The following is a 23,488-nucleotide window of genomic DNA, read 5'->3' as shown; positions in this document are numbered from 1 at the left end:
AGCACAATTTGTCAGGAGAGTCGCCCAATGCGTCTGTGTGATACCGATATTGAACGCCATCTGGATGAAGGCAAGATCGTCATTGAGCCACGGCCCGGGGTAGAGCGGATCAGTGGTGTCAGTGTCGATGTGCTGCTGGGTAACGAGTTTCGGGTGTTTCGCGATCATACCGCGCCCTATATCGACCTGAGCGGCCCGAGCAGCGAGATGGCCGATGCCATCGATCGGGTGATGAGTGACGAGATCCACATCCCCGATGGCGAAGCCTTCTACCTGCACCCGGGTCAGCTGGCGCTGGCGGTGACCTACGAATCCGTCACCCTGCCTGCCGATATCGTCGGCTGGCTGGATGGCCGCTCTTCACTGGCGCGCCTGGGTTTGATGGTGCACGTGACCGCGCACCGCATCGATCCGGGTTGGTCCGGTCGCATCGTGCTGGAGTTCTACAATGGCGGCAAACTGCCGCTGGCGTTGCGTCCGAAGATGAAGATCGGCGCCTTGAACTTCGAGATGCTCTCGGGCGTCGCGGCCCGTCCCTACAACAAGCGGGAAAATGCCAAGTACAAGAGCCAGCAGGGCGCCGTTGCCAGCCGCATCAATCAGGACTGATAACTGGCAACACGGCAATGATTCGAGGGAGCACAAGGTGCTCCCTTTTTGCATCTGGAATCAAACGGATATGGAGTTGATGGTGCTGGTCGGATGAGATTGGTGGGGCTGGGACGTTTTATCACCACTTCCGCCCGTTTTTCTGTCATAAAAACGTCATAAAAATGAAATTATTGGCTTAATTGTCAGCTATTTTTGCCCTTTCCCGCAATCATTGATGGCTTTAATTAATCGATGGCAAGCCGCATGAAGGCTGGCTCTAGGATATTTTTTTCCAAAAAGCTCTTTTTTTTTATGGCTGAAATATTTCAATGGTGGCTATGGTGTTGGCCGCCATCTGGCATAATCCGCCGCAACTCATAAACAGGCTTTTTTTTATGTTTGAAATGTTTAGTGGTTTGGGTTTGTGGTGGTCAATCGGTTTGGTATTGGCCGTTTTTTTTGTGCTTGCCTATGAATTTATCAACGGCTTTCACGATACCGCCAACGCGGTAGCAACGGTTATCTATACCAAGGCGATGCCAGCTCACCTGGCGGTCGTTGCATCGGGGATCTTCAACTTTTTTGGCGTCATGTTTGGTGGACTGGGTGTGGCCTATGCCATTGTCCATCTGCTGCCCATCGACTTGCTGCTTGGGATGGACTCCACCCAAGGGTTGATCATGGTCTTCTCCTTGCTGTTTTCCGCCATCGTGTGGAACCTGGGCACCTGGTTCTTCGGGATCCCGGCCTCCAGTTCACATACCTTGATCGGTTCCATTCTGGGGGTAGGCGGCGCCTATGCCTGGATCACCCATAAACCGGTGACAGAAGGGATCAACGTGGGCAAAGCGATCGACATCATGCTTTCCCTCATCATCTCTCCCACCATAGGTTTCATCATCGCGGCGCTGCTGCTGCTGGCGATGAAGCGCATCTGGACCAGCAACAAGATCCACAAAACGCCGGAAGAGCGTCAGCTGGTCGATGGCAAGAAGCACCCGCCGTTCTGGGCGCGTCTGACCCTGGTGGCCTCGGCCATGGGCGTTAGCTTCGTGCACGGCTCCAACGATGGCCAGAAGGGCATCGGTCTGGTGATGCTGGTGCTGATCTGTATGGCGCCAGCCTATTTCGCACTGGACATGAACAGCCGCGCCTATGATCTGGACCGGACCCAGGATGCCAACCAGCGCATCATGGAGATCTACCAGCGCAACCAGTCCGCCCTCTCGGACGTCATCAACTTCTCTGCACCGGCAACGGCTCAGGAAGAGCTGATGACCCACTGCTCCGCCGATGGCGTGCTGCAGGCGATGGCCACTCTGGATGCCCGTCTGGGTGCCGTGCGTACTTATGATCAGATGAGCCTGACCGACCGCCGCGAAGTGCGTCGTCTGCTGCTCTGTATCGATGACACCGCCCGCAAGGCTGCCAAGCTGCCGCTGCCAGCCAAGGAGCTGACTGATCTGGCCAAATGGCGCAAGGATCTGACCGCGACCGCTGAATACGCACCGACCTGGGTGATCGTCTCCATCGCGCTGGCGCTGGGTTGTGGCACCATGGTGGGCTGGCGTCGTATCGTTCATACCGTGGGCGAGAAGATCGGCACCACCGGCATGACCTACAGCCAGGGCATTGCGGCCCAGATCACGGCTGCTACCTCCATCGGGGTCGCCAGTCTGACCGGTATGCCGGTGTCCACCACCCACATCCTCTCTTCTGCGGTGGCGGGGACCATGATTGCAAACAAATCCGGCCTGCAGAGCCAGACCATCAAGACCATCCTGATGGCCTGGGTGCTGACCCTGCCGCTGACCATGTTGCTCTCCGGTGGCCTGTTTATCGTCAGCCACCATCTGTTTGGCGGATAACATCGTTACTTTTCTAAGGGCCTGCGGGCCCTTTTTTCATATCTACGATTGGATCACCTCTGGTTTTCTAAACACTCTTTTGCTGAAAAATAAACAGCTTTTCAATCTCTATCGGCGGCTGTAGTGGTCAACTAAATCCGGACACTTGGTTAGGCCAAACCTCGGCTTTTGCTGGCGGTATCCCGTTACTGGGAGCCACACTGACTTCAGGCTTCTGAACAATCGCTCCATCGAGGGGTTATCCCAACAGTTACCACGGCGGCTCATGCTCTGGGTCATGCGATAGTGACACAGTCGTTGCCGAAATGTCCGGCTACAATATTGTCTGCCCTGGTCAGAGTGAAACAGCACGCCTGACGGATAACCTCGTTGATAGGCAATCTCTAGTGCTTTGATGGCCAACTCTGCATCAGGCTTGTCATACATCGCCCAGCCCACGACCCGGCGGGTATGCAGGTCAAGCACCGCGGCCAGGTAATGCCAACGACCACTGGCCAAGACGTAAGTGATATCGCCACACCACACATGGTTAGGTTGTGGAACATCAAATTCGCGGGCCAGCAGATTGGGAATATCCGGCCGTTCAGACTGTGCACACCTTATAACGGTGTGCACTCGGCTGCCTGCCGAGCCACGGCTCCCTTTAAACAAACGACGCAACTCGCTGCGTTGCTGTATCCTCTCACGGTTAATCATCCGCTTGCGAGCCAGTTAATCGTAAGAACAGGAAGTGGGAACATCGAAAGCGCAGCAGAGCAGGGTGATAGGGGCTTGCTCTCTTAATTGGTTTGGTGGCGACTGTACCACCGAAAATGGTGCCCGGGATGATTATACCAAACAGCATTAACCACCAAGTCTGCCTCATGAATGGCTTCATTGAATTTAATCCTTAAAAAGGTTATCCGAACAATTTAATCATATGCCAACAAACAAGAGTCTGAACTAACAATATCAATTGGCATGATGGTGAACATAAGCGCTTTGAATAGGCACTCTCGGGGATATTCAAAGCGCAACCACGAGTGGGAGCTGGGAACAGCAAAAAACAAATAACAGAGGGAGGGCGTGAGTCTCGCCGAGGGGCTCGTTGGAGTTATAAGAGGATAGGGAAGAGAGAAATAAAAAAGCCACACCGGTTGGTGTGGCTTTTGTTTAGGAGGTCAACCAGGGTTGCTTAGGGGCGACCGGCCGGGCAGGTGGCCACGTTGACGGCGGCAGTGCTACCACCATGACGACCTGATGTGCTCACCTCGTTGCGTACCAGCGGCGGGTAGTTAACCGGCTCACGGGCAGGCAGGGCAGGAGCTTCGGCAGGGGTTGCCATCGGGGCGGATGCTTTGCGGGCACGAGCCAGCAGGCCAGCACCGTGAGCTACCTGTTTGGTCACGACCGGAGTCTCTTCCACCACAACCGCAGCGACAGGTGCCGGGGCAGCAACTGGCATTTCGACTGCAGCCGGTACAGCTTCCACGACAGGATTGCTGACAGCAGGGGTTTCTTCAACAACCGGAGCAGTTTCAACGACTTCAGCAGCCGCCACGTCGATAGCCGGAGCGGCGACAACTGCAACTTCCGGCTCTGCAGGCACCACGACCTCAGCGACAGCGTCAACAACCGGGCTCGCGATCACATCGGCTTGAGTTGCTTCGACCTGGGCAGCAGCCTGCTCGGCAGCTTCTTCAGCAACGGCTTCGACAACCACATGCTCGGTCAGTGCCGCAGAGGCTTGCAGGGCAGCGGCTACGGCTTCAGCGCTCGGGATGGTGACAACAGGCACTACCGGCTCTTCAACCTGCGCTTTGGCGATATCGGCCTGGGCGGCGGTAGTCAGAGTAGGCTCGGCTTGTTGCTCTTCATCACGCTGGCTACGTGCTTCTTCATTAATACGCTTGCGACGTTGGCCTTCGATGCGCTGGCTGCGCGGAGTACGGCGTGAACGGCGCTGGCCTTCACTCTGCTCTTCCTGCTCGTTACCCACGCTAGCATCGATCACTTCAGCTTGCGTTGGTACTTCGTCCACCGGCAGGGCAGGGGTGTCAGCAGCGGCGACATCGACGCGGATCTGCTTGCGCAGTTGGCGACGTTCGCGGCGCTCGGCCACTTTCTGCTCTTTTTCCTGACGTGGCTGGGCGGAAGTTGCATCGACGGTATCTACCGCTTCAACAACGACTTCGGCGCGCGGCTCACGGGGCGCACGAGGTTCACGGGCCGGACGTGGTGCACGTTCCTGGCGCGGTTCGCGAGGCTCGCGCTCCTGACGGGGTTCACGTTCCATGCGCTGTTCGCTGCGCACTTCGCCACGAGCTTCACGCTCCTGACGAGGCTCGCGCTCTTTGCGGGGACGGCGATTGCGGTTTTCACCGGCTTCGCGGTTGCCACCTTCACGCTTCTCGCCAGCTTCCGCATTGTTGCGGTTGCCACGATTGTCATCACGACGAGGACGCTGACCACGGCCACGGCCTTCTTCGCGCTGGTGACGTTGACCTTCATCCTTGCGTGCTTCACGAGCTGCTGGTTTCTCGGCGGGCGCTTTCACGTCGGCAGGGGCTGCATCGCTGCTGAACAGGCCGGTAATGCCTTTGATCAGCTTGCTGAAGAAGCCGACTTCGGCAGGGGCCGCAGCAACGGGAGTCGCCGGCTGTTGCGGTGCAACAGGGGCCGGTTGTGCCGGCTGGGCAAAGCCTTGCAGCAGCGGTTGTTCACGCTCGATCACCTGAGCTTGTTTCGGCTGGTAGACCGGCTTGGCAATCTCGGTTTTCAGCTCATAGCTGGCCGCTTCCGGGATCTCGTTCTGACGAATGCGAGTCACTTCGTAGTGCGGGGTTTCCAGATGCTGGTTCGGAATGATGTAAACACGCACATCATTGCGCTGTTCCAGACTGGCGATGGCGGCACGCTTCTCGTTAAGAAGATAGGCGGCAACATCCACCGGCACCTGGCCGTGAACCTGCTCGGTGTTGTCCTTCATGGCCTCTTCTTCGATGAGACGCAAGATGGACAGTGCGAGGGATTCGTTATCACGGATCACGCCCTGACCCTGGCAACGGGGGCAGATATGGCTACTGGACTCGTTGAGGGAGGGGCGCAGACGCTGGCGAGACATCTCCAGCAGACCGAAGCGGGAGATCCGGCCCAGCTGGATGCGGGCACGATCCTGATGCACCGCTTCACGCAGACGGTTTTCCACTTCGCGCTGATGGCGAACCGGCGTCATGTCGATGAAGTCGATTACGATCAGGCCACCCAGGTCGCGCAGACGCAATTGACGGGCAATTTCGTCGGCGGCTTCCAGGTTGGTTTGCAGCGCAGTCTCTTCGATATCGCCGCCCTTGGTGGCGCGGGAGGAGTTGATATCGATGGAGGTCAGTGCTTCGGTCGGATCGATAACGATGCTGCCGCCGGAGGGGAGGCGCACTTCACGCTGGAAGGCTGATTCAATCTGGCTCTCAATCTGGAAGTGGTTGAACAGGGCAACTTCACCCTTGTACAGCTTCACACGGTTGAGGAAATCGGGACGTACCAGCTCGATATGGGCCTTGGCGCGTTCGAAAATCACCGGATTGTCGATCAGGATCTCGCCCACATCGCGACGCAGATAGTCACGAATGGCACGCACGATGACGTTGCTTTCCTGGTGGATCAGCACCGGCGCAGCGCGCTCCTGAGAGGCCTTGTGGATGGAGTCCCAGTGGTTGAGCAGAACGTTCAGATCCCACTCCAGCTCTTCTGGCGACTTGCCCACACCTGCGGTACGTACGATCAGGCCCATGCCTTCCGGCACGGTCAATCCGCTCAGAGCTTCTTTCAGTTCGGTCCGCTCATCACCCTCGATGCGGCGGGAGATTCCACCTGCACGGGGGTTGTTGGGCATCAGTACCAGGTAGCTACCTGCCAGGCTGATAAAGGTGGTGAGGGCTGCACCCTTGGTGCCACGCTCTTCCTTGTCGATCTGGACGATAACTTCCTGACCTTCGCGGACCACTTCTTTGATGTTGGGACGACCCTGATAGGAGTAACCGGAGGGGAAGTAATTGCGGGCGATCTCCTTCAACGGCAGGAAACCGTGGCGCTCGGCGCCGTAGTCAACAAAAGCAGCTTCAAGGCTGGGTTCTACGCGGGTGATCTTACCCTTGTAAATGTTCGCTTTCTTCTGCTCGTGTCCCGGACTTTCAATATCCAAATCGTAGAGCTGTTGTCCGTCAACCAGCGCTACGCGCAACTCCTCTTCTTGAGTTGCGTTGATAAGCATTCTTTTCATTGAGTTCTCATTATTGTGTCATTTTGATTTCCTCCATCTGGGTCCTGCCAGCGCCGGCCTCGGGTCTTCAGCATACTGGGGCAACCTCCCGGTTGGGGTATGCATGAGGCGCAAACTAAGGGCGTTCTGGTCATCACTTCTCGAGAAGGAATGAATAAGGATGCCGAAATGGAGACAAATAAACGGTGATGTTTGTGTTCTCCATGCGTTGTACCTCGCACCCGGGAACCGTCATGTTCTTGTATACACGGTGTTTCGGGATTGGGTGGCATACTTTTTGGCCACTTAGTACAAGGCTTGAACACAATGACAAAACCTTGTTTATTATCCCATTTAAACCTCTTTTATAGCAAGGCGCCATTTTTCAACAAACCATGCAGCCAAGGGGCGCTGGCAGTGTTAAAATCCGCGCCATGACACAGATACAACAACAAGTGCAGCTGCTCACCATCGAAGCTGAGCATGACGGGCAGCGCATCGACAATTTTCTCAAGACTCAGCTAAAGGGCGTCCCCAAGAGCCTGATCTATCGCATCCTTCGCAAAGGTGAAGTGCGGGTAAACAAAAAGCGCATCAAACCGGAGTACAAACTCTGCGCAGGTGACGAGGTGCGGGTGCCCCCCGTGCGCGTTGCCGAGAAGAATGAGCTGCCTTCAGCCAACCTCGGGGTTATCCAGCGTCTGGAGAGCCAGATCCTGTTCGAAGACGATGCCATGATCGTGCTGAACAAGCCCTCCGGCATGGCCGTACACGGTGGCAGCGGCCTGAGCTTTGGCGTGATTGAAGGGCTGCGAGCCCTGCGTCCGGAAGCCCGTTTCCTCGAGCTGGTTCATCGGCTGGATCGCGATACCTCCGGCGTACTGCTGGTTGCTAAAAAGCGCAGCGCACTGCGCAGCCTACATGAGCAGTTGCGGGTCAAGACCATGCGCAAGCAGTATCTGGCGCTGGTTCGAGGTAAGTGGCAGGCTCACGTCAAGGTGGTCAACGCCCCGCTGCGCAAGAACGATCTGCAATCTGGTGAGCGGGTGGTGCGGGTCAGCGCCGATGGCAAGCCTTCCGAAACCCGGTTCCGCATCGTGCGTCAATTTGCCGAAGCGACCCTGGTCGAGTGCAGCCCCATCACAGGCCGAACTCACCAGATCCGCGTGCACACCCTGCATGCCGGTCACCCGATTGCGTGTGATGATAAATATGGTGAAGCGGCGTTTGACGAGAAAATGCGCAGCCAAGGTCTGAAACGGCTATTTTTGCATGCCTGGAAGCTCAGCTTCACCCATCCGGCCGATGGTCGCGAAATGCAGGTAGAAGCGCCGCTGGCACCTGAGCTCGACAACTTCCTCAACGGCTTGCCACGCTGATGCAGGATATCCGGCTCGCCATTTTCGATTGGGACGGCACCCTGATGGATTCGGTAGGCCGGATTGTTGCCTGTGTGCAAGGGGCCGCCAGAGATTGTGAGCTGGCGGTACCTGCACCAGCCCAGATCCGGCAGATCATCGGATTGAGCCTTGATGTCGCCATGCCCCGTCTGTTCCCTTTAAGTAGTGGCAGTGCCTTTGATGAGCGCCAGATTGCCGCACTCATCGATCGCTATCGTCATCACTATCTGCACGATGCCACCCCCAGCCCGTTGTTTTCCGGGGTAGGGGAGTTGCTGCATGATTGGCGGTCACGAGGGCTGCAACTGGCCGTCGCGACCGGCAAATCACGCCGTGGGCTGGATCGGGTATTGGATGAGACCGGACTGCGCCCGTTGTTTGTAACCAGTCGCGGGGCCGATGAGGCTCGCTCCAAGCCTGATCCGCTGATGCTTGAGCAGATCCTGGACGAGCTGGGGCTGTCACCCCGGCAGGCGGTAATGATCGGCGACTCTGTTCACGATATGGCGATGGCCGAGGCAATTGCCATGCCGCGCATCGGCGTTACTTGGGGTGTAGATAGCCGCGATGCCCTCAGTCGTCACGGACCTGTGGCGGTGGTGGACTCCATGACGGCTCTTCGCGCGCTGTTGTAGACGCCTCTTTTTAAGAGACATCAATCTGATTGATAACAGAAGCCCGGTGTATTGACCGGGCTTTTTATATCCTCGATCTAGCTTATCTATCCGTCCGCAATCAGGGCAGGGCAATACCGTGGCGCTCCAGCAGCTCGATCAGGCCGATCAGCGGCAGACCGATCAAGGCGTTAGGATCGCGCCCTTCCAGCCCCTTGAACAGCACGATCCCCATCCCTTCGCATTTGAAACTGCCCGCACAATCGAGGGGCAGTTCAGCCTCTACATAGCGGCGAATGGCGGATTCGTCGAGATCGCGAAAGTGGACCGTAAACGGTTCAATCAATTGATGAATCTCATTGGTTGCAGCGTTAAGTACGCACAGCCCGGTGTAAAAGGTGACGCTGCGACCTTGAGCCGCCATCAGCTGGGCGATGGCATTGTCGATGGTGCCCGGTTTGCCGAGGATGCGTCCATCGCAGACGCACACCTGATCAGAGCCGATGATCAAGCCGTGATCACGATATTGGGCGATGACATCCGCCTTGGCATGGGCCAGCCTGGCCACCAGCGCTTCGGCGGATTCGCCAGCCAGTGGTCGCTCATCCACATCGGGGGCAGCACATTCAAAGGGGAGGCCGAGCTTCTCCAGCAGGGCTTTGCGATAGCGAGAAGTTGAGGCGAGGATCAGATTCTGTGGCATAATCGAGTTACCGATGAAAGCGAGTACCGGCATTCTAGGGACTTGTGACGTTAAAATCATCGGCGGTAAGGACTTTTTCCTTTGACTATCAGTTGTTGGACCTATATTATTCGCGCCCTATGCAAAAGGTGAAGTTGCCCGTTAAGGTTGATCCAGTCCGTAGTGCCTTGAAGCTGCTCGATTACATCGGGATAGTGGAAAAGTCGCAGATGCCCAGGCTGGAGGAATCAACCGCTGGCTTGCAGAGTGATATCGATGTATCACTGCACTTTGGCAAAGATGTCCAGAAGTTGACCGTTATGAAAGGCACTGCCCATGCCAAGGTTGACCTGGTTTGCCAACGTTGCGGAGAGACATTCGAACACCTCTGTGAAGCTGAATTTATCTACACTCCGCTGTTCGAAAGAACAAACGAGGAAGAACTGCCGGAAGCTTATGAGCCCATTGAGTTGGACGAAAACGGCGAGATAGATCTTCATCAAATCCTGGAGGATGAACTCATCCTCTCGTTGCCTCAAGTCGCAATGCATTCTCTGGATGCATGCCCGAGAGGAAACATGGAGATGACCTGGGGTGAAATCGAACCTGCTGATGAGCGGCCGAATCCCTTTGCAGTTCTTGAAGAGCTTAAACGTAAGTGAATTTAGGAGTTAGCCTACAATGGCCGTACAACAGAACCGTAAAACCCGTGCCAAGCGTGGCATGCGTCGTTCCCACGATGCGCTGACCACCGCTGCCCTGACTGTTGATCAGACCAGTGGCGAAATTCATCGTCGTCACCACGTGACTGCCGATGGTTTCTACCGCGGTAAAAAGGTAATCGCTTAAGGATTGCCTTTGTCTACGCAAACTGTCGCGCTAGACATCATGGGGGGAGATATTGGCCCCTCGGAAACAGTGCCTGCCGCCGTGCAGGCACTGTCTCTTTTACCCCAGCTAAAACTGATCCTGGTCGGCGACCAGCACCAGACCTCTTCTCTGCTGCAGCAACATGGCTTGCTGAATCATCCCCGCGTTCGTTTCGTACATGCATCCCAGGTGGTTGGCATGGGCGATAAACCGATCGTGGCGCTGCGTACTCTGAAAGACTCCTCCATGCGGGTGGTGCTCAATCTGGTGAAAGCCGGTGAGGCCGATGCCTGCGTCAGTGCCGGCAATACCGGTGCGTTGATGGCGATGGCCAAGTGCGTGCTCAAATCCCTGCCCGGGGTCGATCGGCCGGCACTTATCAAGGCGCTGCCGACATTGAGCGGCAAACGCACCGTGATGCTGGATCTTGGCGCCAACGTCAGTTGCGATGCCGATACCTTGCTGCAGTTTGCGGTGATGGGCTCCGTCGTGGCCGAAAAGGTCGAAGGCATTGCATCACCCCGTGTTGCCTTGCTCAACATCGGCGAGGAGGAGATCAAGGGCAACGACTTGGTGCGCCATAGCGCCGAATTGTTGCGTCAGTGCCACGCGCTCAATTATGTCGGGTTTGTCGAAGGGGATCGCATCTTCAGCGGCGACAGCGACGTGATCGTCTGCGACGGTTTTGTCGGCAATGTCGCCCTCAAGACGGCAGAAGGGGTGGTGCGGATGATGGCCATGCTGGCCGGATATCCCCGCAAGAAACGCACTTTTCTTGGCCGGATCGCCGGATTTATGTTCAAACGGCGTTTTTCTTACCTGAACCCCGACCAGTATAACGGAGCAAGTCTGTTAGGATTGCGCGGCATTGTGGTAAAAAGTCATGGGCGGGCCGAACGGCGCGCCCTGTGTAATGCGATCCTGCTGGCCGCACAAGAGGCCAAACATCAACTTCCACTGCAAATAGCAGATCGCCTTGAAGCTGTCTTCTCTGACAGGGATCTATAAGAACTCTATGCATAGCAAAATTCTGGGTACTGGCAGCTACCTGCCGAGTTCAGTGCGTACCAACGCCGATCTCGAGCAGATGGTTGAGACCAGTGATGAGTGGATCGTGGAACGCACCGGTATCCGTGAGCGCCGTATTGCCGGGGCTGACGAGACCGTTGCCACCCTCTCTTACCAGGCCGCCCTGCGCGCCCTGGAGGCTGCCGGTCTGACCGCTGCCGATCTCGATATGATAGTGCTGGCCACCACCAGTGCTGAAAATGCCTTCCCGGCTGCCGCCTGCGAGCTGCAGGGGCTGCTCGGCGTACCGGGCATTCCTGCCTTTGACGTGGCTGCTGCTTGCGCAGGCTTCACCTACGCACTCTCTATTGCCGATCAGTTCGTCAAATCCGGCGCCGCCCGCCATGTGCTGGTCGTCGGAGCCGATGTGCTCTCCCGCATGTGCGATCCGCAAGATCGCGGCACCATCATCCTGTTTGGTGATGGGGCAGGGGCTGTGATTGTCGGTGCCAGCGAGACGCCGGGCATCCTCTCTACCCATCTTCATGCCGATGGCCGTTATGGCGAGCTGCTCAAGCTGCCGCACCCTCGCCGCGGCATGCCGGGTGCCGAGCTCGAAGCCTATATGTATATGAAGGGCAACGATGTCTTCAAGGTCGCTGTCACCCGTCTGAGCGAGATCGTCACCGAAACGTTGGCCGCTGCTGGCATCGAGCCGAGCGAGCTGGACTGGCTGGTGCCGCATCAAGCCAACTTCCGCATCATCAGTGCCACCGCCAAGAAGTTGGGTATGAGCCTCGATAAAGTGGTGCTGACCCTCGACAAGCACGGCAATACCTCTGCTGCGTCCGTCCCTGTCGCTTTCGACGAAGGGGTGCGGGATGGCCGGATCAAACCGGGTCAGCTGGTACTGCTGGAAGCTTTTGGCGGCGGTTTTGCCTGGGGCTCGGCGCTGGTTCGCCTCTGATCTTCGGCGGGATGGTGCGCCCATCATCCCGTCACCGATTTCATTTTTGTCTTATCTAAAAGGAATCAATGATGACCCAATTTGCCATTGCCTTCCCGGGACAAGGTTCCCAGTCCGTTGGCATGCTGGCCGAGCTGGCCGAACAACATGCCGTGATCAAGGAGACCTTCGCCGAGGCGAGTCAGGTGCTGGGTTATGACCTGTTTGCCCTGGTGATGGATGGTCCGGTTGAAGATCTGAACAAAACCTGGCGCACCCAGCCTGCGCTGCTGACTGCCTCTGTCGCCCTGTGGCGCCTGTGGCAACAGCAGGGTGGGGCAACGCCTGCCATGATGGCGGGTCACAGCCTGGGTGAGTACTCTGCGCTGGTTTGCAGCGGCGCACTCGATTTTGCCGATGCGGTCAAACTGGTCGAGTTGCGTGGTCTGGCTATGCAGGAAGCGGTACCGGAAGGCACCGGCGCCATGGCGGCCATCATCGGTCTGGATAACGAATCCATCGCCGCCAACTGCGAAAAAGCGGCACAAGGGCAGGTGGTCTCTCCGGTCAACTTCAACTCCCCGGGCCAGGTGGTTATCGCCGGTCACAAAGAGGCCGTTGAGCGCGCCAACGTGCTGATGAAAGAGTCGGGCGCCAAGCGTGCGCTGCCGCTGCCGGTCTCCGTGCCGTCTCACTGCGCGCTGATGAAACCTGCCGCAGAAAAACTGGCAGCTGCGCTGGACGGGATCGAGATCAAGGTTCCAACCATCGCGGTCATCAATAATGTCGACGTATCCTGTGAACAGGATCCGGCCGCCATCAAGCAAGCGCTGGTACGTCAGCTGTTCAGCCCGGTTCGTTGGACCGAGACTGTCGAGCGGATGGCCAATGAGGGCGTTACCCTCGAGATCGAGATGGGACCGGGCAAAGTGTTGACCGGGCTCGCCAAGCGCATCGACAAGCGCGTGGAAGGTATTCACGCCAACGATGCCGCCTCTTTCGAGCAGGCGCTGGCCCAGATCAAGTAAACAGGAGCAAGTGATGAGCTTTACCGATAAGGTTGTGTTGGTGACCGGTGCCAGTCGTGGCATCGGCCGTGCGATTGCCGAAACATTCGTGGCCCGTGGCGCGAAAGTGGTCGGTACGGCGACCAGCGAGAGCGGTGCCGAGGCGATCAGCGCCTATCTGGGCGACAATGGTTGCGGCATGGCACTGAACGTGACCAGCCAGGAATCCATCGAAGCCGTCTTCGCCGCCATCAAGGCGCGCTTTGGCGACATCGACATCCTGATCAACAACGCGGGGATCACCCGTGACAACCTGTTAATGCGGATGAAAGATGACGAGTGGAACGAGATCATCGATACCAATCTGACCTCGCTTTACCGTCTGAGCAAACCGGTGTTGCGTGCCATGATGAAGAAACGTCACGGTCGCATCATCAGCATTGGCTCCGTGGTGGGAACCATGGGCAATGCCGGTCAGGTCAACTATGCTGCCGCCAAGGCCGGTCTGGTTGGTTTTACCAAATCGTTGGCGCGGGAAGTGGCATCCCGTGGTATCACAGTGAACGCGGTTGCCCCCGGTTTCATCGAAACCGACATGACCCGTGCCCTGAATGACGATCAACGTGCCGGCATCATGAGTCAGGTGCCTGCCGCCCGTTTGGGTGATCCAAAAGAAATTGCCGCAGCTGTGGTATTCTTGGCTTCTGATGAAGCAGCCTATATCACCGGCGAAACCCTGCATGTTAATGGCGGGATGTACATGGTGTAATCAATTTGTCGTAAGTTCTGTTCAAATTTGCGATAGTACGCCGAAGTTTGGCACATTTCGTGGTTTGACCAGCGGCAAGCTACTTGCAAACTCACGTCAATTGAATAAACTACCCCAACCAGACGCAAATAGCGTATTTTTAAAGGAAAATTCAGGTCATGAGCAACATCGAAGAACGCGTAAAGAAAATCATCATCGAACAACTGGGTGTTAAAGAGGAAGACGTTAAGAACGCTGCCTCCTTCGTCGACGACCTGGGCGCTGACTCTTTGGATACCGTTGAACTGGTAATGGCGCTGGAAGAAGAATTCGATACCGAAATTCCTGATGAAGAAGCCGAGAAGATCACCACTGTTCAAGCGGCTATCGACTACATCACCGCTAATCAGGAATAAGTTCCTGTTCTAAGAGAAGCGGCCCAAGGGCCGCTTCTTTTGTATTTGTTCCTTTTCAAAACACCTCTCGGAGACTACCTCAGTGTCAAAACGCAGAGTCGTGGTGACCGGCTTGGGGATGCTTTCCCCGGTGGGTAACACTGCCGAATCCAGCTGGCAAGCACTGCTCAACGGGCAGAGCGGCATTTCCCTTATCGAACACTTTGATGCCAGCGAGTTTGCAACCCGCTTCGCAGGTCTGGTGAAGGATTTTGATCCCGAGCAGTACGGTATCAACCGTAAAGACGCTCGCAAGATGGATCTCTTCATTCAATACGGCATCGCGGCCGGTATCCAGGCGCTGGATGATTCCGGCCTGACCATCAATGAAGAGAATGCCGAACGTGTCGGCGTGGCGATTGGCTCCGGTATCGGCGGTCTGGGTCTGATTGAACAGAACCACGAAAGCTTGGTCAATGGCGGCCCGCGCAAGATCAGTCCCTTCTTCGTTCCGTCCACCATCATCAATATGGTGTCCGGTCATCTTTCCATCATGAAAGGTCTGCAAGGGCCGAACATCGCCGTGACGACCGCCTGTACCACTGGTACCCATGCCATCGGTATGGCGGGTCGGATGATCGCTTACGGTGATGCCGACGTGATGGTCGCCGGCGGTGCCGAGAAAGCCTCCACCGCGATGGGGATGGGTGGCTTCGCTGCCGCCAAGGCACTCTCCAACCGCAACGACGAGCCGCAAAAAGCGAGCCGTCCGTGGGATAAAGATCGCGATGGTTTCGTGCTGGGTGACGGTGCCGGTGTACTGGTGCTGGAAGAGTACGAACACGCCAAGGCCCGTGGCGCCAAGCTCTACGCCGAGCTGGTCGGTTTTGGCATGAGCGGTGACGCGTACCACATGACTGCGCCTCCTGCAGATGGCAACGGTGGTGCTCGCGCCATGAAAAATGCCATCAAGGATGCTGGCATTGCCCCCGAGCAGATTGGTTACATCAACGCGCACGGTACCTCCACCCCGTTGGGTGATGTGGCTGAACTGCGTGGCATGAAGTCGGTGTTTGGTGAGCACGCCAAATCCCTGATGGTGAGCTCCACCAAGTCCATGACCGGTCACCTGTTGGGCGCCGCCGGTGCCATCGAGGCGATCATCACTGTGTTGGCCCTGCGTGATCAGGTGGCTCCGCCCACTATCAACCTGGATAACCCGGATGATGAGTGCGATCTGGATCTGGTACCCCATGTGGCCAAACCTGGCAGCTTCGAGTACGCCCTTTCCAACTCATTTGGTTTTGGCGGCACCAATGGCTCACTGATCTTCAAACGCGTATAATTTGCCGCAGGGCAAAGACACAGGCCCGATACTGCCGGTATCGGGCCTTTTTTATCGGAGGGATCCCTTTGCTTATCAATGGCATGAAGCTTGATACCATCTCGGCCCATGATCGGGGGCTGGCCTATGGTGACGGTCATTTCACCACCATGGCGGTCAGGGAGGGTCGCGTGTTGCAGTGGCCTGCCCATCTGGCACGGTTGCAGCTGGCCAACAACCGGCTGGGATTGGTTGAACCGGACTGGGATCTCTTGACCCGGGAGGTTGAAGAGATTGTGGCCGACCAGCCACAATGCGTGGCCAAGGTGATCCTGACCCGCGGCGAGGGGGGGCGGGGCTATGACGGCAGCGGATGTCAGCACACAACCCGGATTGTCACTCTGGCACCATTTCCCACTCACTATGGCCAGTGGCAACAGGAGGGGATCGAGATAGTGGTGTGCCGCCAGAGGATCGGTGATGCGCCTATGCTGGCCGGGCTTAAAACCTTGAATCGTCTGGAGCAGGTATTGCTGAAAAGCGAACTTGTCAGCCGAAATGCAGTCGAAGGGATAGTGCTTAACAGTCGTGGTTTTCTGATTGAAGGGGTCAGTGCCAATCTGTTTTGGCGTCGGGGCAAGACGGTGTTTACACCCGATCTCGCCCGCGGTGGTGTCGATGGCATCATGCGCCGCCAGGTGATGGCGATGTTGAAACAGATGAGTATTGAGTTGCGTGTGGTAGAGGATCCGCTGGAGTCACTATGGCAGGCGGAAGAGGTGTGGCTCACCAATACCCTGATGGGGGTCGTGCCGGTCAATGGCATCGAGGATATTCACTATCCCACAGCGGTATTGAGTCGCCGTTTACAGGAGCGTTTGGTCATTGAAGTTTAATCGGCTTTACACCCTGCTCGCGGGGGCGGCACTGACGGTAGCCGCTGCCGGGGGCTATGTACATTACAAATGGCAACAGGTAGAGACGCTCACCAACAAGGGGCCGACCCGGCTCTTTACGGTGGAGAAGGGCGCCCATGCGGCGCGCCTCATCGCCGAACTAGGTGAGGGGGAAACCAGCCCCTGGGCGGTGCGGCTCTGGCTGCGCAGCCATCCCGAACTGGTGGCCATCAAATCGGGCACCTATGAAATCAAGGAAGGGGCCCCTCTCAAGGAGACCCTCTCTCTGTTCGCATCGGGCAAGGAGTTTCACTTCAGCCTCACCTTCGTCGAAGGTTCCCGTTTCGAGGATTGGCAGAAGCAGCTCTCCAGCGCCCCATACCTTGAGCGATTGACCGTCGAGCAATCCGAAGCCGACTTGGCGCAGGAGCTCGGCATCGAGAATGGCAAGCTGGAGGGTTGGTTCCTGCCGGAAACCTATGCCTATACCACCCATGCCAGCGATCTCTCGATCTTGCGTCGCGCCCATCAGGATATGGAGACTTTCCTGCAGCAGAGCTGGGAGAAACGTCAGGCCAACCTGCCGTACAAAACGCCCTATGAGGCGCTGATCATGGCCTCCATCATCGAGAAGGAGACCGGCCAGCCGGACGAGCGGGCACAGATCGCCTCGGTGTTTGTCAATCGTCTGCGTCTGGGCATGAAGTTGCAAACCGATCCCACCGTCATTTACGGGGTGAAAGATCGCTACGATGGCAACATTCGCCGCAGCGATCTGACCGACAAGAATCCCTACAACACCTATGTGATCGACGGTTTGCCGCCCACGCCTATTGCCATGCCGGGCAAGGCCTCCATCGAAGCTGCGCTTAACCCCAAATCGACCGATTATCTCTACTTTGTCGCCAAGGGGGGCGGTGCTCACTATTTCTCCAAGACCCTCGATGAACACAATCGGGCGGTTCGCGAATACATATTGAAGAAACCCTAATGTCTAAATTTATTGTGATCGAAGGATTGGAAGGGGCAGGGAAGAGCTCGGCCGTTCGTTATGTGACCGACTATCTGCAGCGCCACGGCATCAACCGGATCGAGTGCACCCGCGAGCCGGGTGGTACGCCACTGGCCGAGCGGATGCGGGCTATCGTCAAAGAGGTGCACGACGAGCGCCTCACCATCGAGGCGGAATTGCTGCTGATGTATGCCTCCCGGGTACAACTGGTGGAGACCCGCATCAAACCCGCACTGGCCGACGGTGTCTGGGTGGTGGGGGATCGCCACGATCTCTCTTCCCAGGCCTATCAGGGTGGCGGCCGTGGTATCGATGCTCAGCTTATCGGTGCCATCAAGCAGGCGGTGCTCGGCAACTTCAAGCCGGATCTCACCCTCTATCTCGATATCGATCCCGCCCTTGGCTTGCAGCGCGCGCGCCATCGCGGCGAGCTGGATCGCATCGAACTGGAGCAACTGAGCTTCTTCGAGCGTACCCGAACTCGTTATCTCGAACTGGCCGCCAAGGATGATTCCATTGTGGTGATCGATGCGGCGCAAACGCCGGAACAGGTCAAAGCTGCCATCGAGTGTGCATTGGATCACTATCTGTCGAACGAGCCGCTATGTATCCCTGGCTGATCCCTGACTGGCATGCTCTGAGCCAGACGGCCCAGTCCGGTCGTCTCGGCCACGCCTGGTTGTTGCTGGGCGATCCCGGGCTTGGCAAGGAGCAACTGGCCGAGCGACTGGCGCGTTTGCACCTTTGCCAGCAACCGGATCGCGGAGAGCCGTGCGGCCACTGCCACTCTTGCCAGCTGTTTGACAAGGGCAACCACCCGGATCTCGGCACCATAACTCGCGACAGCAAGACCATCGGGGTTGAGGCCATTCGCGAGATCTGCTCCCGGCTGCAGGGCTCTGCCCAGCTCGGCCGTGGCAAGGTGGTGATCATTCCTGAGGCGGAGCGGATGACCGAATCGGCAGCCAATGCCCTGCTGAAAACCCTGGAAGAACCAGCCGGCGACAGCTTGCTGTTGCTGATTGCCTCCCAGGTTTCCCGGTTGCTTCCCACCATTCTCAGTCGCTGTCACAAACATGTCTGTCAATTGCCTGCGGAAGGGGAAACAGTACGCTGGTTGGCCGAGCAGGGTCATCAGGCCACTCTGGCTCAGGTGCGGATCTGTCAGGGGGCCCCGCTGCGGGTACTCGACTATATCGAGCAGCAACAGGACGGGACTCGCCGCGAACTGCTGGAACAGTTTGTCGCCCTGAGTCAAAGTCCGGTCAAGGCAACGGCTTTGTGCAGCCAGCTTGGTCAGGAGACGCAGGTCAGGTTGCACTGGTTGCAGCTCTTCTTGTGTGATGCCCTGAAAACCCAGGCTGGATGCGGTCACCATCAGCTGGCGATGCCGGACTTGGCAATCTTGAGCCAGCGGTTGGCGGAGCAGAGCTCCAGCGAAAAACTGCTGGAGGCAGAACAAGATCTGGTAGCCCTGAAAGCGGCATGCCAGCCGGGCCAGCTCTCCAATCCCACCATCCATCTGATGAACTGGCTCAGTCGCTGGTTATAAGTACCGACAAGCAGAAAGGTTTTATATGTTACTCGTTGATTCCCACTGTCATCTCGATCGCCTCAGCTATGGCAGCAAGCAGACCAGCATGGCTGATGTACTTGCCAAGGCCGCGAAACTGGACGTGGGATATTTTCTCTGTGTCAGTGTGACTCAGGCACAGTTCCCGACCATGCTCGAGGCGATTGCCCCCTATCCCCAGGTGTTTGCCTCCTGCGGGGTACACCCGCTCAATCAGGAACCCGGTGTCGATGCAGCCTTGTTGCTGACACAGGCTGCTGACGAAAGAGTGATCGCCATCGGCGAAACCGGACTCGACTACTTCTACTCCCCCGAGAACAAGGAAGTGCAGCAAGCTTCTTTCCGCGAACATATCCGGGTTGCTCGCGCGCTGAACAAGCCGCTGATCATCCACACTCGCGATGCCCAGCAAGATACCTTGCAGATCATGCGTGAAGAGGGGGCGGATCAGGTTGGCGGTGTGTTGCACTGCTTCACCGAATCCCTCGAAATGGCACAAGCGGCGATGAAGATGGGGTTCTATATATCCATCTCCGGGATCGCCACCTTCAAAAATGCGTCTGCATTGCAAGAGGTGGTCAAGGCTCTGCCCCTCGACAGATTGCTGGTCGAAACCGACTCGCCCTATCTTGCACCCGTGCCGCATCGGGGGAGGGAGAACGAACCCGCCTTTGTACGAGACGTTGCGCAGTTTATTGCTGATCTGCGCCAGATGGCGCTGGCTGAATTGGCAGAAGCGACCAGCCGAAATTTCTTTGAACTATTCAAACTGGCGAAAAAATAACACAGAAGCCCCTTTGCTCGGGGCTTTTTATATTTCAAATGCCAAGCTGATTACCCACCTAAATATCAACACCGAGCCGTGTTATCTCTCACATTCATCCAGTCTATGTAACCTGTTCATCCATACAAACCGAGTCGAATCATATTCCGATGTTTCGTTTATCTAATGTGGCCAAAGGGTACAAAAACAACAAGCTATAAGTATCGATAATATTCATTATCGATACTTGATGTATGGGAAGGATCCTGTAAGATCCTATCAAACTTCATATGAATCATAGAGTTCCGTGGCATATCCAACCTTGTCCAATCCGGCTCATCAGTCACTGCAGACTGTTTTCGATGCGCAGTTAAATAGTCGGGCACGCCGCTTTTTGCGCAGTGCAAAAGCGGATTCCACCCTCAATGCCTATCAGGCGGATACCCGTATTTTTGTCTTCTGGTGCCAATTACACGGGCTTGATCCGCTGCAAACGACCCATCACGACATCATGAACTTTCTCGCTGATCAGGCTGACGGCGTATTGGCTGACTGGGTATGGCTGGATAAAGAAGAGGGAAAAGGGAAGCTGCGCAATGGTGAACCTCGTAAACCGGCAACCTTGGTGAGAAGGCTTGCCGGGATCCGTTATGCCTTCAAGCAGAAAGGCATTCACCCCATGCCCACCGAACATCCCGAAATCAAGGAGATGATGCGCGGTATTGTCAGGTTGGGGGATAACCGCAAGCGCAAAACCGGTGCCCTGACGCTGCAACCTTTGACCCAGGTTCTGGATGGCATCGACACCAATGACCTCGCGGGTTTGCGTGATCACACCCTGATACTGCTGATGTTCAGTGGCGCCTTGCGCCGTTCGGAAGCGGCCCGAATTGAGGTTAGCGATCTCGATTTTATGGGGCAGGGGATCCGCCTTCGCCTCAAACCTAGCAAACATCAGCTGCATGAAACCGAGATCGCCCTGATCCCGGGCAAGCATTACTGTCCCGTCTCGGCACTACAAAAGTGGCTACACAAAAGCCGGATCAGCGAGGGGCCGCTGTTTCGGCGCATGAACCGCTGGGGTCAACTGATGGCTGAACCACTCGGCCCCCAGGGCATCAATCTGATGATCAAGCGGCGAACCGGCCAAACCATCGACGATCTCTACGTCAGTGGCCACAGCCTGCGCCGTGGATTTATCACCTCGGCGGTGACTGCCGGCAAGCCGATGAACAAGATCATAGAAATCACTCGCCACAAGGATATGCGAACCCTGCAGGAGTACTTCGATGACGCCCACAAATTCTCCGATCATGCCCTTGATGGCTTGCTTTGACACAACTGCGTCACTTCACTTTTTATGTTAAATGATATCTTGTTGATCTGATGATATATTTGCCGTGCAGCCAGCAGCCCAAAGGGGAAGGGTATCTTCCAATGGATAATGGCATGTGATGAGAGATAACAAACTCGGAAACGTAATATCGCAAGGACATATGAGCCAAGAAATAACAGTGCGTGAAGAGCAAGAGGTGGGGCCCCAAAACAATGCCGAGCGGCAGCGCCAACATGTAAAACGCAAGCAGGAGACCCATACCCGGCTGCAATGCTGGATCAGCAATCGCCACGCCGAACGATTGGCCGCACTGGGTCTTCATCTCGAAGACAGTCAGGCATCACTCATCGAGCAGGCGATCGATCTGCTCTACCAACATGAGCTGGGTAGAGAACCTCCGTTTGAAAACAGAGTCGCCACACAGGTCGAAGAGACCGTTGAATAGACACAAGAGTGAAGTAACAGCGATACGTGAAGAGATAAAAAAAGCCAGGTACGAATTCCTTGTACCTGGCATAGGGGAATTGGCTCCTTGCAGAGCCGTGCGCTAACTGGTGTTCGGATTGCCTTAAGCTTAGACAAGGCTCAAGGCTTTTCAAGATCCGAAGAAAAGTTCAACCAGAGTGTGGGTATTTCAGACTCGTTCAAGTGCTTATGCACCGAACGGCCCACTACGCATTGAACAGATTGTTGTCACGCACCAGCTCGCGGGGGAGGGCATTCTTGACCCGACTACCCACCCATTTCCCCATGCCCAGGGTATGTCCCTGATAGCGGACGATCACCTCGCCAGTGCCCGCATCCTGTTCTGGCCAGACGTCCCGCCCCATCATGAATTCCCGCGCATTGGCGCTATCAAGCTCAACCACGCCCTTGCTCGCTTTATCGCCATAGGCCAGTGCCCACTCATGAGTGAGGCGATAACCTTTCTTGAAGGTCTCGGCCAACTTGATGCCGATGCGATCGAAGCGCAGCTTGCCCTGCACCTGATCAAACAGCTGGGGGAAGAGCCAGATCTCGTCATTGCGGCCAAACAGTTGACCCTGCGGTGCCACCCCGAAGTTGGCTTCGATCTCGCGCAACATGGGTTCCGCCTCTTTGGCAGGAAGCGGCGCAAAAGGGAATTTACCCAGCTTGCCAGGCTTGAACATGGTGTTGGGCACCGAGTGATGCTTGCGCAATCTGGCGACGAAAAAGCCTTCACTGTCGAAGATCTGGGGCCAAACGTGCAGGTATCCTTCGGGTGTGCAGGCTTGCTCTGCATGGGGGAACAGGTCTGCCAGCGAGTCAAAACTCAAGGCATCGCCAAACTTGTCCAGCAGGGATTGGCAGACCGCCTGATTCTCCTGCTCACTCAAGGTACAGGTGGAGTAGACCAGCACACCACCCGGTTTCAGGGCATGGAAGGCGCTCTCCAGTAACCCTTGCTGCACCGCCGCAATCTCGTCGATGCTCTCGATACTCCAGTTTCGCAGGGCATCTTCATCCTTGCGCACCGTCCCTTCACCGGAGCAGGGGGCATCGAGCAGGATGGCATCGAAGGTCTCCGGCAACCACTGGCCAAATACCTTGGCATCAAAATGGGTCATCCCCACATTGGTCACGCCGCAGCGCTGGATATTGGCGCTAAGCACTTTCAACCGGCTGCTGGAAAACTCGTTGGCAACCAGCATTCCCTGATTGTTCATCAGAGCCGCGATCTGGGTGGTCTTGGAGCCGGGGGCCGCTGCAGCATCCAGCAACATGCCATCCGCTTTGATCTTGTCGCTGGCAAAGAGTGCCGTCACCGGCAGCATGGAGCTCGCTTCCTGAATGTAGAAGAGCCCGCTCAAGTGCTCGGCGGTATTGCCAAGGGGGACGGTTTCATCGCTGCGGGTCAGCCAGAAGCCGGTATCACACCATGGCACAGGGTCGAGCTGCCAACCCAGTGGCTCCATCAGGGCGACGAAATCCGAAACGGCGATCTTCAAGGTATTGACCCGAATGCTGCGGCGCAGCGGACGTCGACAACTGGCCACAAACTCATCCATCGAGAGATGGGCCGGCATGATGGCCGCAATGTGGCGTAAAAAGTAATCGGGAAGGAAGGTGTTGTCGTGCACTGTGCCGTCTCGTTGACCGAAAAAGAGGGGCGATATCCTACCACAAGGCTAAGAATATTCTGAATCTGAACCCTATCAACAGGCACAGGAATATAAAAAAGCCCGGCACTGTGCCG

22 protein-coding genes and 1 pseudogene are annotated in these 23,488 nt (G+C 56.6%); 19 read left to right on the top strand and 4 right to left on the bottom strand.

What is annotated here, in order from left to right; genetic code table 11:
- Positions 1 to 27 precede the first annotated feature (27 nt).
- Positions 28 to 609 (top strand): dCTP deaminase, encoded by a 582-nt coding sequence (gene dcd, locus AB5Y97_RS13075; RefSeq protein ID WP_005336719.1) that lies wholly within the window; start codon positions 28 to 30, stop codon positions 607 to 609.
- 377 nt (positions 610 to 986) lie between these two features.
- Complete coding sequence (locus AB5Y97_RS13070; protein ID WP_167572736.1) at positions 987 to 2,459, top strand: inorganic phosphate transporter; 1,473 nt, start codon at positions 987 to 989, stop codon at positions 2,457 to 2,459.
- A gap of 127 nt (positions 2,460 to 2,586) precedes the next feature.
- Here the strand turns inward: AB5Y97_RS13070 and AB5Y97_RS13065 are convergent.
- Together AB5Y97_RS13065 and rne are read right to left on the bottom strand one after the other, a co-directional pair.
- Positions 2,587 to 3,272: pseudogene (locus AB5Y97_RS13065) on the bottom strand (IS3 family transposase); the annotation flags it as partial.
- Between the two features lie 361 nt (positions 3,273 to 3,633).
- Positions 3,634 to 6,717 (bottom strand): ribonuclease E, encoded by a 3,084-nt coding sequence (gene rne, locus AB5Y97_RS13060; RefSeq protein ID WP_167572737.1) that lies wholly within the window; start codon positions 6,715 to 6,717, stop codon positions 3,634 to 3,636.
- Between the two features lie 413 nt (positions 6,718 to 7,130).
- Between rne and rluC the strand changes: the two genes are divergently transcribed.
- Positions 7,131 to 8,075, top strand: coding sequence for a 23S rRNA pseudouridine(955/2504/2580) synthase RluC (gene rluC / locus AB5Y97_RS13055; RefSeq protein WP_005351815.1), 945 nt, complete (start codon positions 7,131 to 7,133; stop codon positions 8,073 to 8,075).
- Entirely contained in the window at positions 8,075 to 8,731 is a 657-nt protein-coding gene (locus AB5Y97_RS13050; RefSeq protein ID WP_201946482.1) for an HAD-IA family hydrolase, read from the top strand. The genes rluC and AB5Y97_RS13050 overlap by 1 nt, the downstream gene beginning before the upstream one ends.
- A gap of 100 nt (positions 8,732 to 8,831) precedes the next feature.
- On the opposite strand, the gene AB5Y97_RS13045 is transcribed toward AB5Y97_RS13050, so the two are convergent.
- The gene (locus AB5Y97_RS13045; RefSeq protein WP_201946484.1) at positions 8,832 to 9,413 is read right to left on the bottom strand and encodes a nucleoside triphosphate pyrophosphatase; all 582 of its coding nucleotides are present in this window, start codon (positions 9,411 to 9,413) and stop codon (positions 8,832 to 8,834) included.
- Positions 9,414 to 9,532: 119 nt separating this feature from the next.
- On the opposite strand from AB5Y97_RS13045, the gene yceD reads away from it, so the two are divergent.
- The 15 genes from yceD (at position 9,533) to AB5Y97_RS12970 (ending at position 21,715) form a co-directional block, all read left to right on the top strand.
- Positions 9,533 to 10,054 carry a 23S rRNA accumulation protein YceD gene (yceD, locus tag AB5Y97_RS13040; protein ID WP_013723766.1) on the top strand — a complete coding sequence of 174 codons (522 nt, stop codon included), beginning with the start codon at positions 9,533 to 9,535 and terminating at the stop codon, positions 10,052 to 10,054.
- Between the two features lie 19 nt (positions 10,055 to 10,073).
- Positions 10,074 to 10,241, top strand: a complete 168-nt coding sequence (rpmF, locus tag AB5Y97_RS13035; protein WP_005300935.1) for a 50S ribosomal protein L32 — start codon at positions 10,074 to 10,076, stop codon at positions 10,239 to 10,241.
- A gap of 9 nt (positions 10,242 to 10,250) precedes the next feature.
- On the top strand, positions 10,251 to 11,270 hold the full coding sequence (gene plsX, locus AB5Y97_RS13030; RefSeq protein ID WP_201946486.1) for a phosphate acyltransferase PlsX: 1,020 nt from the start codon (positions 10,251 to 10,253) through the stop codon (positions 11,268 to 11,270).
- Between the two features lie 7 nt (positions 11,271 to 11,277).
- Positions 11,278 to 12,237 (top strand): beta-ketoacyl-ACP synthase III, encoded by a 960-nt coding sequence (locus AB5Y97_RS13025; protein WP_042655782.1) that lies wholly within the window; start codon positions 11,278 to 11,280, stop codon positions 12,235 to 12,237.
- A gap of 71 nt (positions 12,238 to 12,308) precedes the next feature.
- Positions 12,309 to 13,244: an ACP S-malonyltransferase gene (fabD, locus tag AB5Y97_RS13020; protein ID WP_005333161.1), complete on the top strand. Its 936-nt coding sequence runs from the start codon at positions 12,309 to 12,311 to the stop codon at positions 13,242 to 13,244.
- Between the two features lie 13 nt (positions 13,245 to 13,257).
- A complete protein-coding gene (gene fabG, locus AB5Y97_RS13015) occupies positions 13,258 to 13,992 on the top strand; it encodes a 3-oxoacyl-ACP reductase FabG (protein WP_005351850.1) in 735 nt (244 codons plus the stop codon).
- A gap of 158 nt (positions 13,993 to 14,150) precedes the next feature.
- Positions 14,151 to 14,387: an acyl carrier protein gene (gene acpP / locus AB5Y97_RS13010; RefSeq protein WP_005300909.1), complete on the top strand. Its 237-nt coding sequence runs from the start codon at positions 14,151 to 14,153 to the stop codon at positions 14,385 to 14,387.
- An 82-nt stretch (positions 14,388 to 14,469) separates the two neighbouring features.
- Positions 14,470 to 15,711 carry a beta-ketoacyl-ACP synthase II gene (gene fabF, locus AB5Y97_RS13005; protein ID WP_368158121.1) on the top strand — a complete coding sequence of 414 codons (1,242 nt, stop codon included), beginning with the start codon at positions 14,470 to 14,472 and terminating at the stop codon, positions 15,709 to 15,711.
- A gap of 68 nt (positions 15,712 to 15,779) precedes the next feature.
- Positions 15,780 to 16,586 carry an aminodeoxychorismate lyase gene (pabC, locus tag AB5Y97_RS13000; RefSeq protein WP_201946490.1) on the top strand — a complete coding sequence of 269 codons (807 nt, stop codon included), beginning with the start codon at positions 15,780 to 15,782 and terminating at the stop codon, positions 16,584 to 16,586.
- Complete coding sequence (gene mltG / locus AB5Y97_RS12995) at positions 16,576 to 17,577, top strand: endolytic transglycosylase MltG (protein WP_005333156.1); 1,002 nt, start codon at positions 16,576 to 16,578, stop codon at positions 17,575 to 17,577. Before pabC ends, mltG begins: the two co-directional genes overlap by 11 nt.
- Positions 17,577 to 18,218, top strand: a complete 642-nt coding sequence (gene tmk, locus AB5Y97_RS12990) for a dTMP kinase (RefSeq protein ID WP_144713191.1) — start codon at positions 17,577 to 17,579, stop codon at positions 18,216 to 18,218. Before mltG ends, tmk begins: the two co-directional genes overlap by 1 nt.
- On the top strand, positions 18,203 to 19,150 hold the full coding sequence (gene holB / locus AB5Y97_RS12985; protein WP_201946492.1) for a DNA polymerase III subunit delta': 948 nt from the start codon (positions 18,203 to 18,205) through the stop codon (positions 19,148 to 19,150). The genes tmk and holB overlap by 16 nt, the downstream gene beginning before the upstream one ends.
- A 25-nt stretch (positions 19,151 to 19,175) precedes the next feature.
- Positions 19,176 to 19,955 (top strand): TatD family hydrolase, encoded by a 780-nt coding sequence (locus AB5Y97_RS12980; protein ID WP_167572743.1) that lies wholly within the window; start codon positions 19,176 to 19,178, stop codon positions 19,953 to 19,955.
- A 286-nt stretch (positions 19,956 to 20,241) separates the two neighbouring features.
- Positions 20,242 to 21,270, top strand: a complete 1,029-nt coding sequence (locus AB5Y97_RS12975) for a site-specific integrase (protein WP_320643250.1) — start codon at positions 20,242 to 20,244, stop codon at positions 21,268 to 21,270.
- A 160-nt stretch (positions 21,271 to 21,430) separates the two neighbouring features.
- Positions 21,431 to 21,715: a RepB family protein gene (locus tag AB5Y97_RS12970; RefSeq protein ID WP_042083054.1), complete on the top strand. Its 285-nt coding sequence runs from the start codon at positions 21,431 to 21,433 to the stop codon at positions 21,713 to 21,715.
- Between the two features lie 226 nt (positions 21,716 to 21,941).
- On the opposite strand, the gene rsmF is transcribed toward AB5Y97_RS12970, so the two are convergent.
- A complete protein-coding gene (rsmF, locus tag AB5Y97_RS12965; RefSeq protein WP_201946493.1) occupies positions 21,942 to 23,372 on the bottom strand; it encodes a 16S rRNA (cytosine(1407)-C(5))-methyltransferase RsmF in 1,431 nt (476 codons plus the stop codon).
- Positions 23,373 to 23,488: the final 116 nt, after the last annotated feature.

Source organism: Aeromonas sp. R10-2 (assembly GCF_040908445.1).
In the GTDB taxonomy this organism is placed as follows: domain Bacteria; phylum Pseudomonadota; class Gammaproteobacteria; order Enterobacterales; family Aeromonadaceae; genus Aeromonas; species Aeromonas veronii.
The sequence above is the reverse complement of the archived record's forward strand: the minus strand, read 5'-3'. Positions and strand labels throughout refer to the sequence as shown.

Bases quoted from the DNA above. Each gene is read 5' to 3' on its own strand.
- dcd (WP_005336719.1), top strand. From the start codon at position 28: ATGCGTCTGTGTGATACCGATATTGAACGCCATCTGGATGAAGGCAAG.
- AB5Y97_RS13070 (WP_167572736.1), top strand. From the start codon at position 987: ATGTTTGAAATGTTTAGTGGTTTGGGTTTGTGGTGGTCAATCGGTTTG.
- rne (WP_167572737.1), bottom strand. From the start codon at position 6,717: ATGAAAAGAATGCTTATCAACGCAACTCAAGAAGAGGAGTTGCGCGTA.
- rluC (WP_005351815.1), top strand. From the start codon at position 7,131: ATGACACAGATACAACAACAAGTGCAGCTGCTCACCATCGAAGCTGAG.
- AB5Y97_RS13050 (WP_201946482.1), top strand. From the start codon at position 8,075: ATGCAGGATATCCGGCTCGCCATTTTCGATTGGGACGGCACCCTGATG.
- AB5Y97_RS13045 (WP_201946484.1), bottom strand. From the start codon at position 9,413: ATGCCACAGAATCTGATCCTCGCCTCAACTTCTCGCTATCGCAAAGCC.
- yceD (WP_013723766.1), top strand. From the start codon at position 9,533: ATGCAAAAGGTGAAGTTGCCCGTTAAGGTTGATCCAGTCCGTAGTGCC.
- rpmF (WP_005300935.1), top strand. From the start codon at position 10,074: ATGGCCGTACAACAGAACCGTAAAACCCGTGCCAAGCGTGGCATGCGT.
- AB5Y97_RS13025 (WP_042655782.1), top strand. From the start codon at position 11,278: ATGCATAGCAAAATTCTGGGTACTGGCAGCTACCTGCCGAGTTCAGTG.
- fabD (WP_005333161.1), top strand. From the start codon at position 12,309: ATGACCCAATTTGCCATTGCCTTCCCGGGACAAGGTTCCCAGTCCGTT.
- fabG (WP_005351850.1), top strand. From the start codon at position 13,258: ATGAGCTTTACCGATAAGGTTGTGTTGGTGACCGGTGCCAGTCGTGGC.
- acpP (WP_005300909.1), top strand. From the start codon at position 14,151: ATGAGCAACATCGAAGAACGCGTAAAGAAAATCATCATCGAACAACTG.
- tmk (WP_144713191.1), top strand. From the start codon at position 17,577: ATGTCTAAATTTATTGTGATCGAAGGATTGGAAGGGGCAGGGAAGAGC.
- holB (WP_201946492.1), top strand. From the start codon at position 18,203: ATGTATCCCTGGCTGATCCCTGACTGGCATGCTCTGAGCCAGACGGCC.
- AB5Y97_RS12980 (WP_167572743.1), top strand. From the start codon at position 19,176: ATGTTACTCGTTGATTCCCACTGTCATCTCGATCGCCTCAGCTATGGC.
- AB5Y97_RS12970 (WP_042083054.1), top strand. From the start codon at position 21,431: ATGAGCCAAGAAATAACAGTGCGTGAAGAGCAAGAGGTGGGGCCCCAA.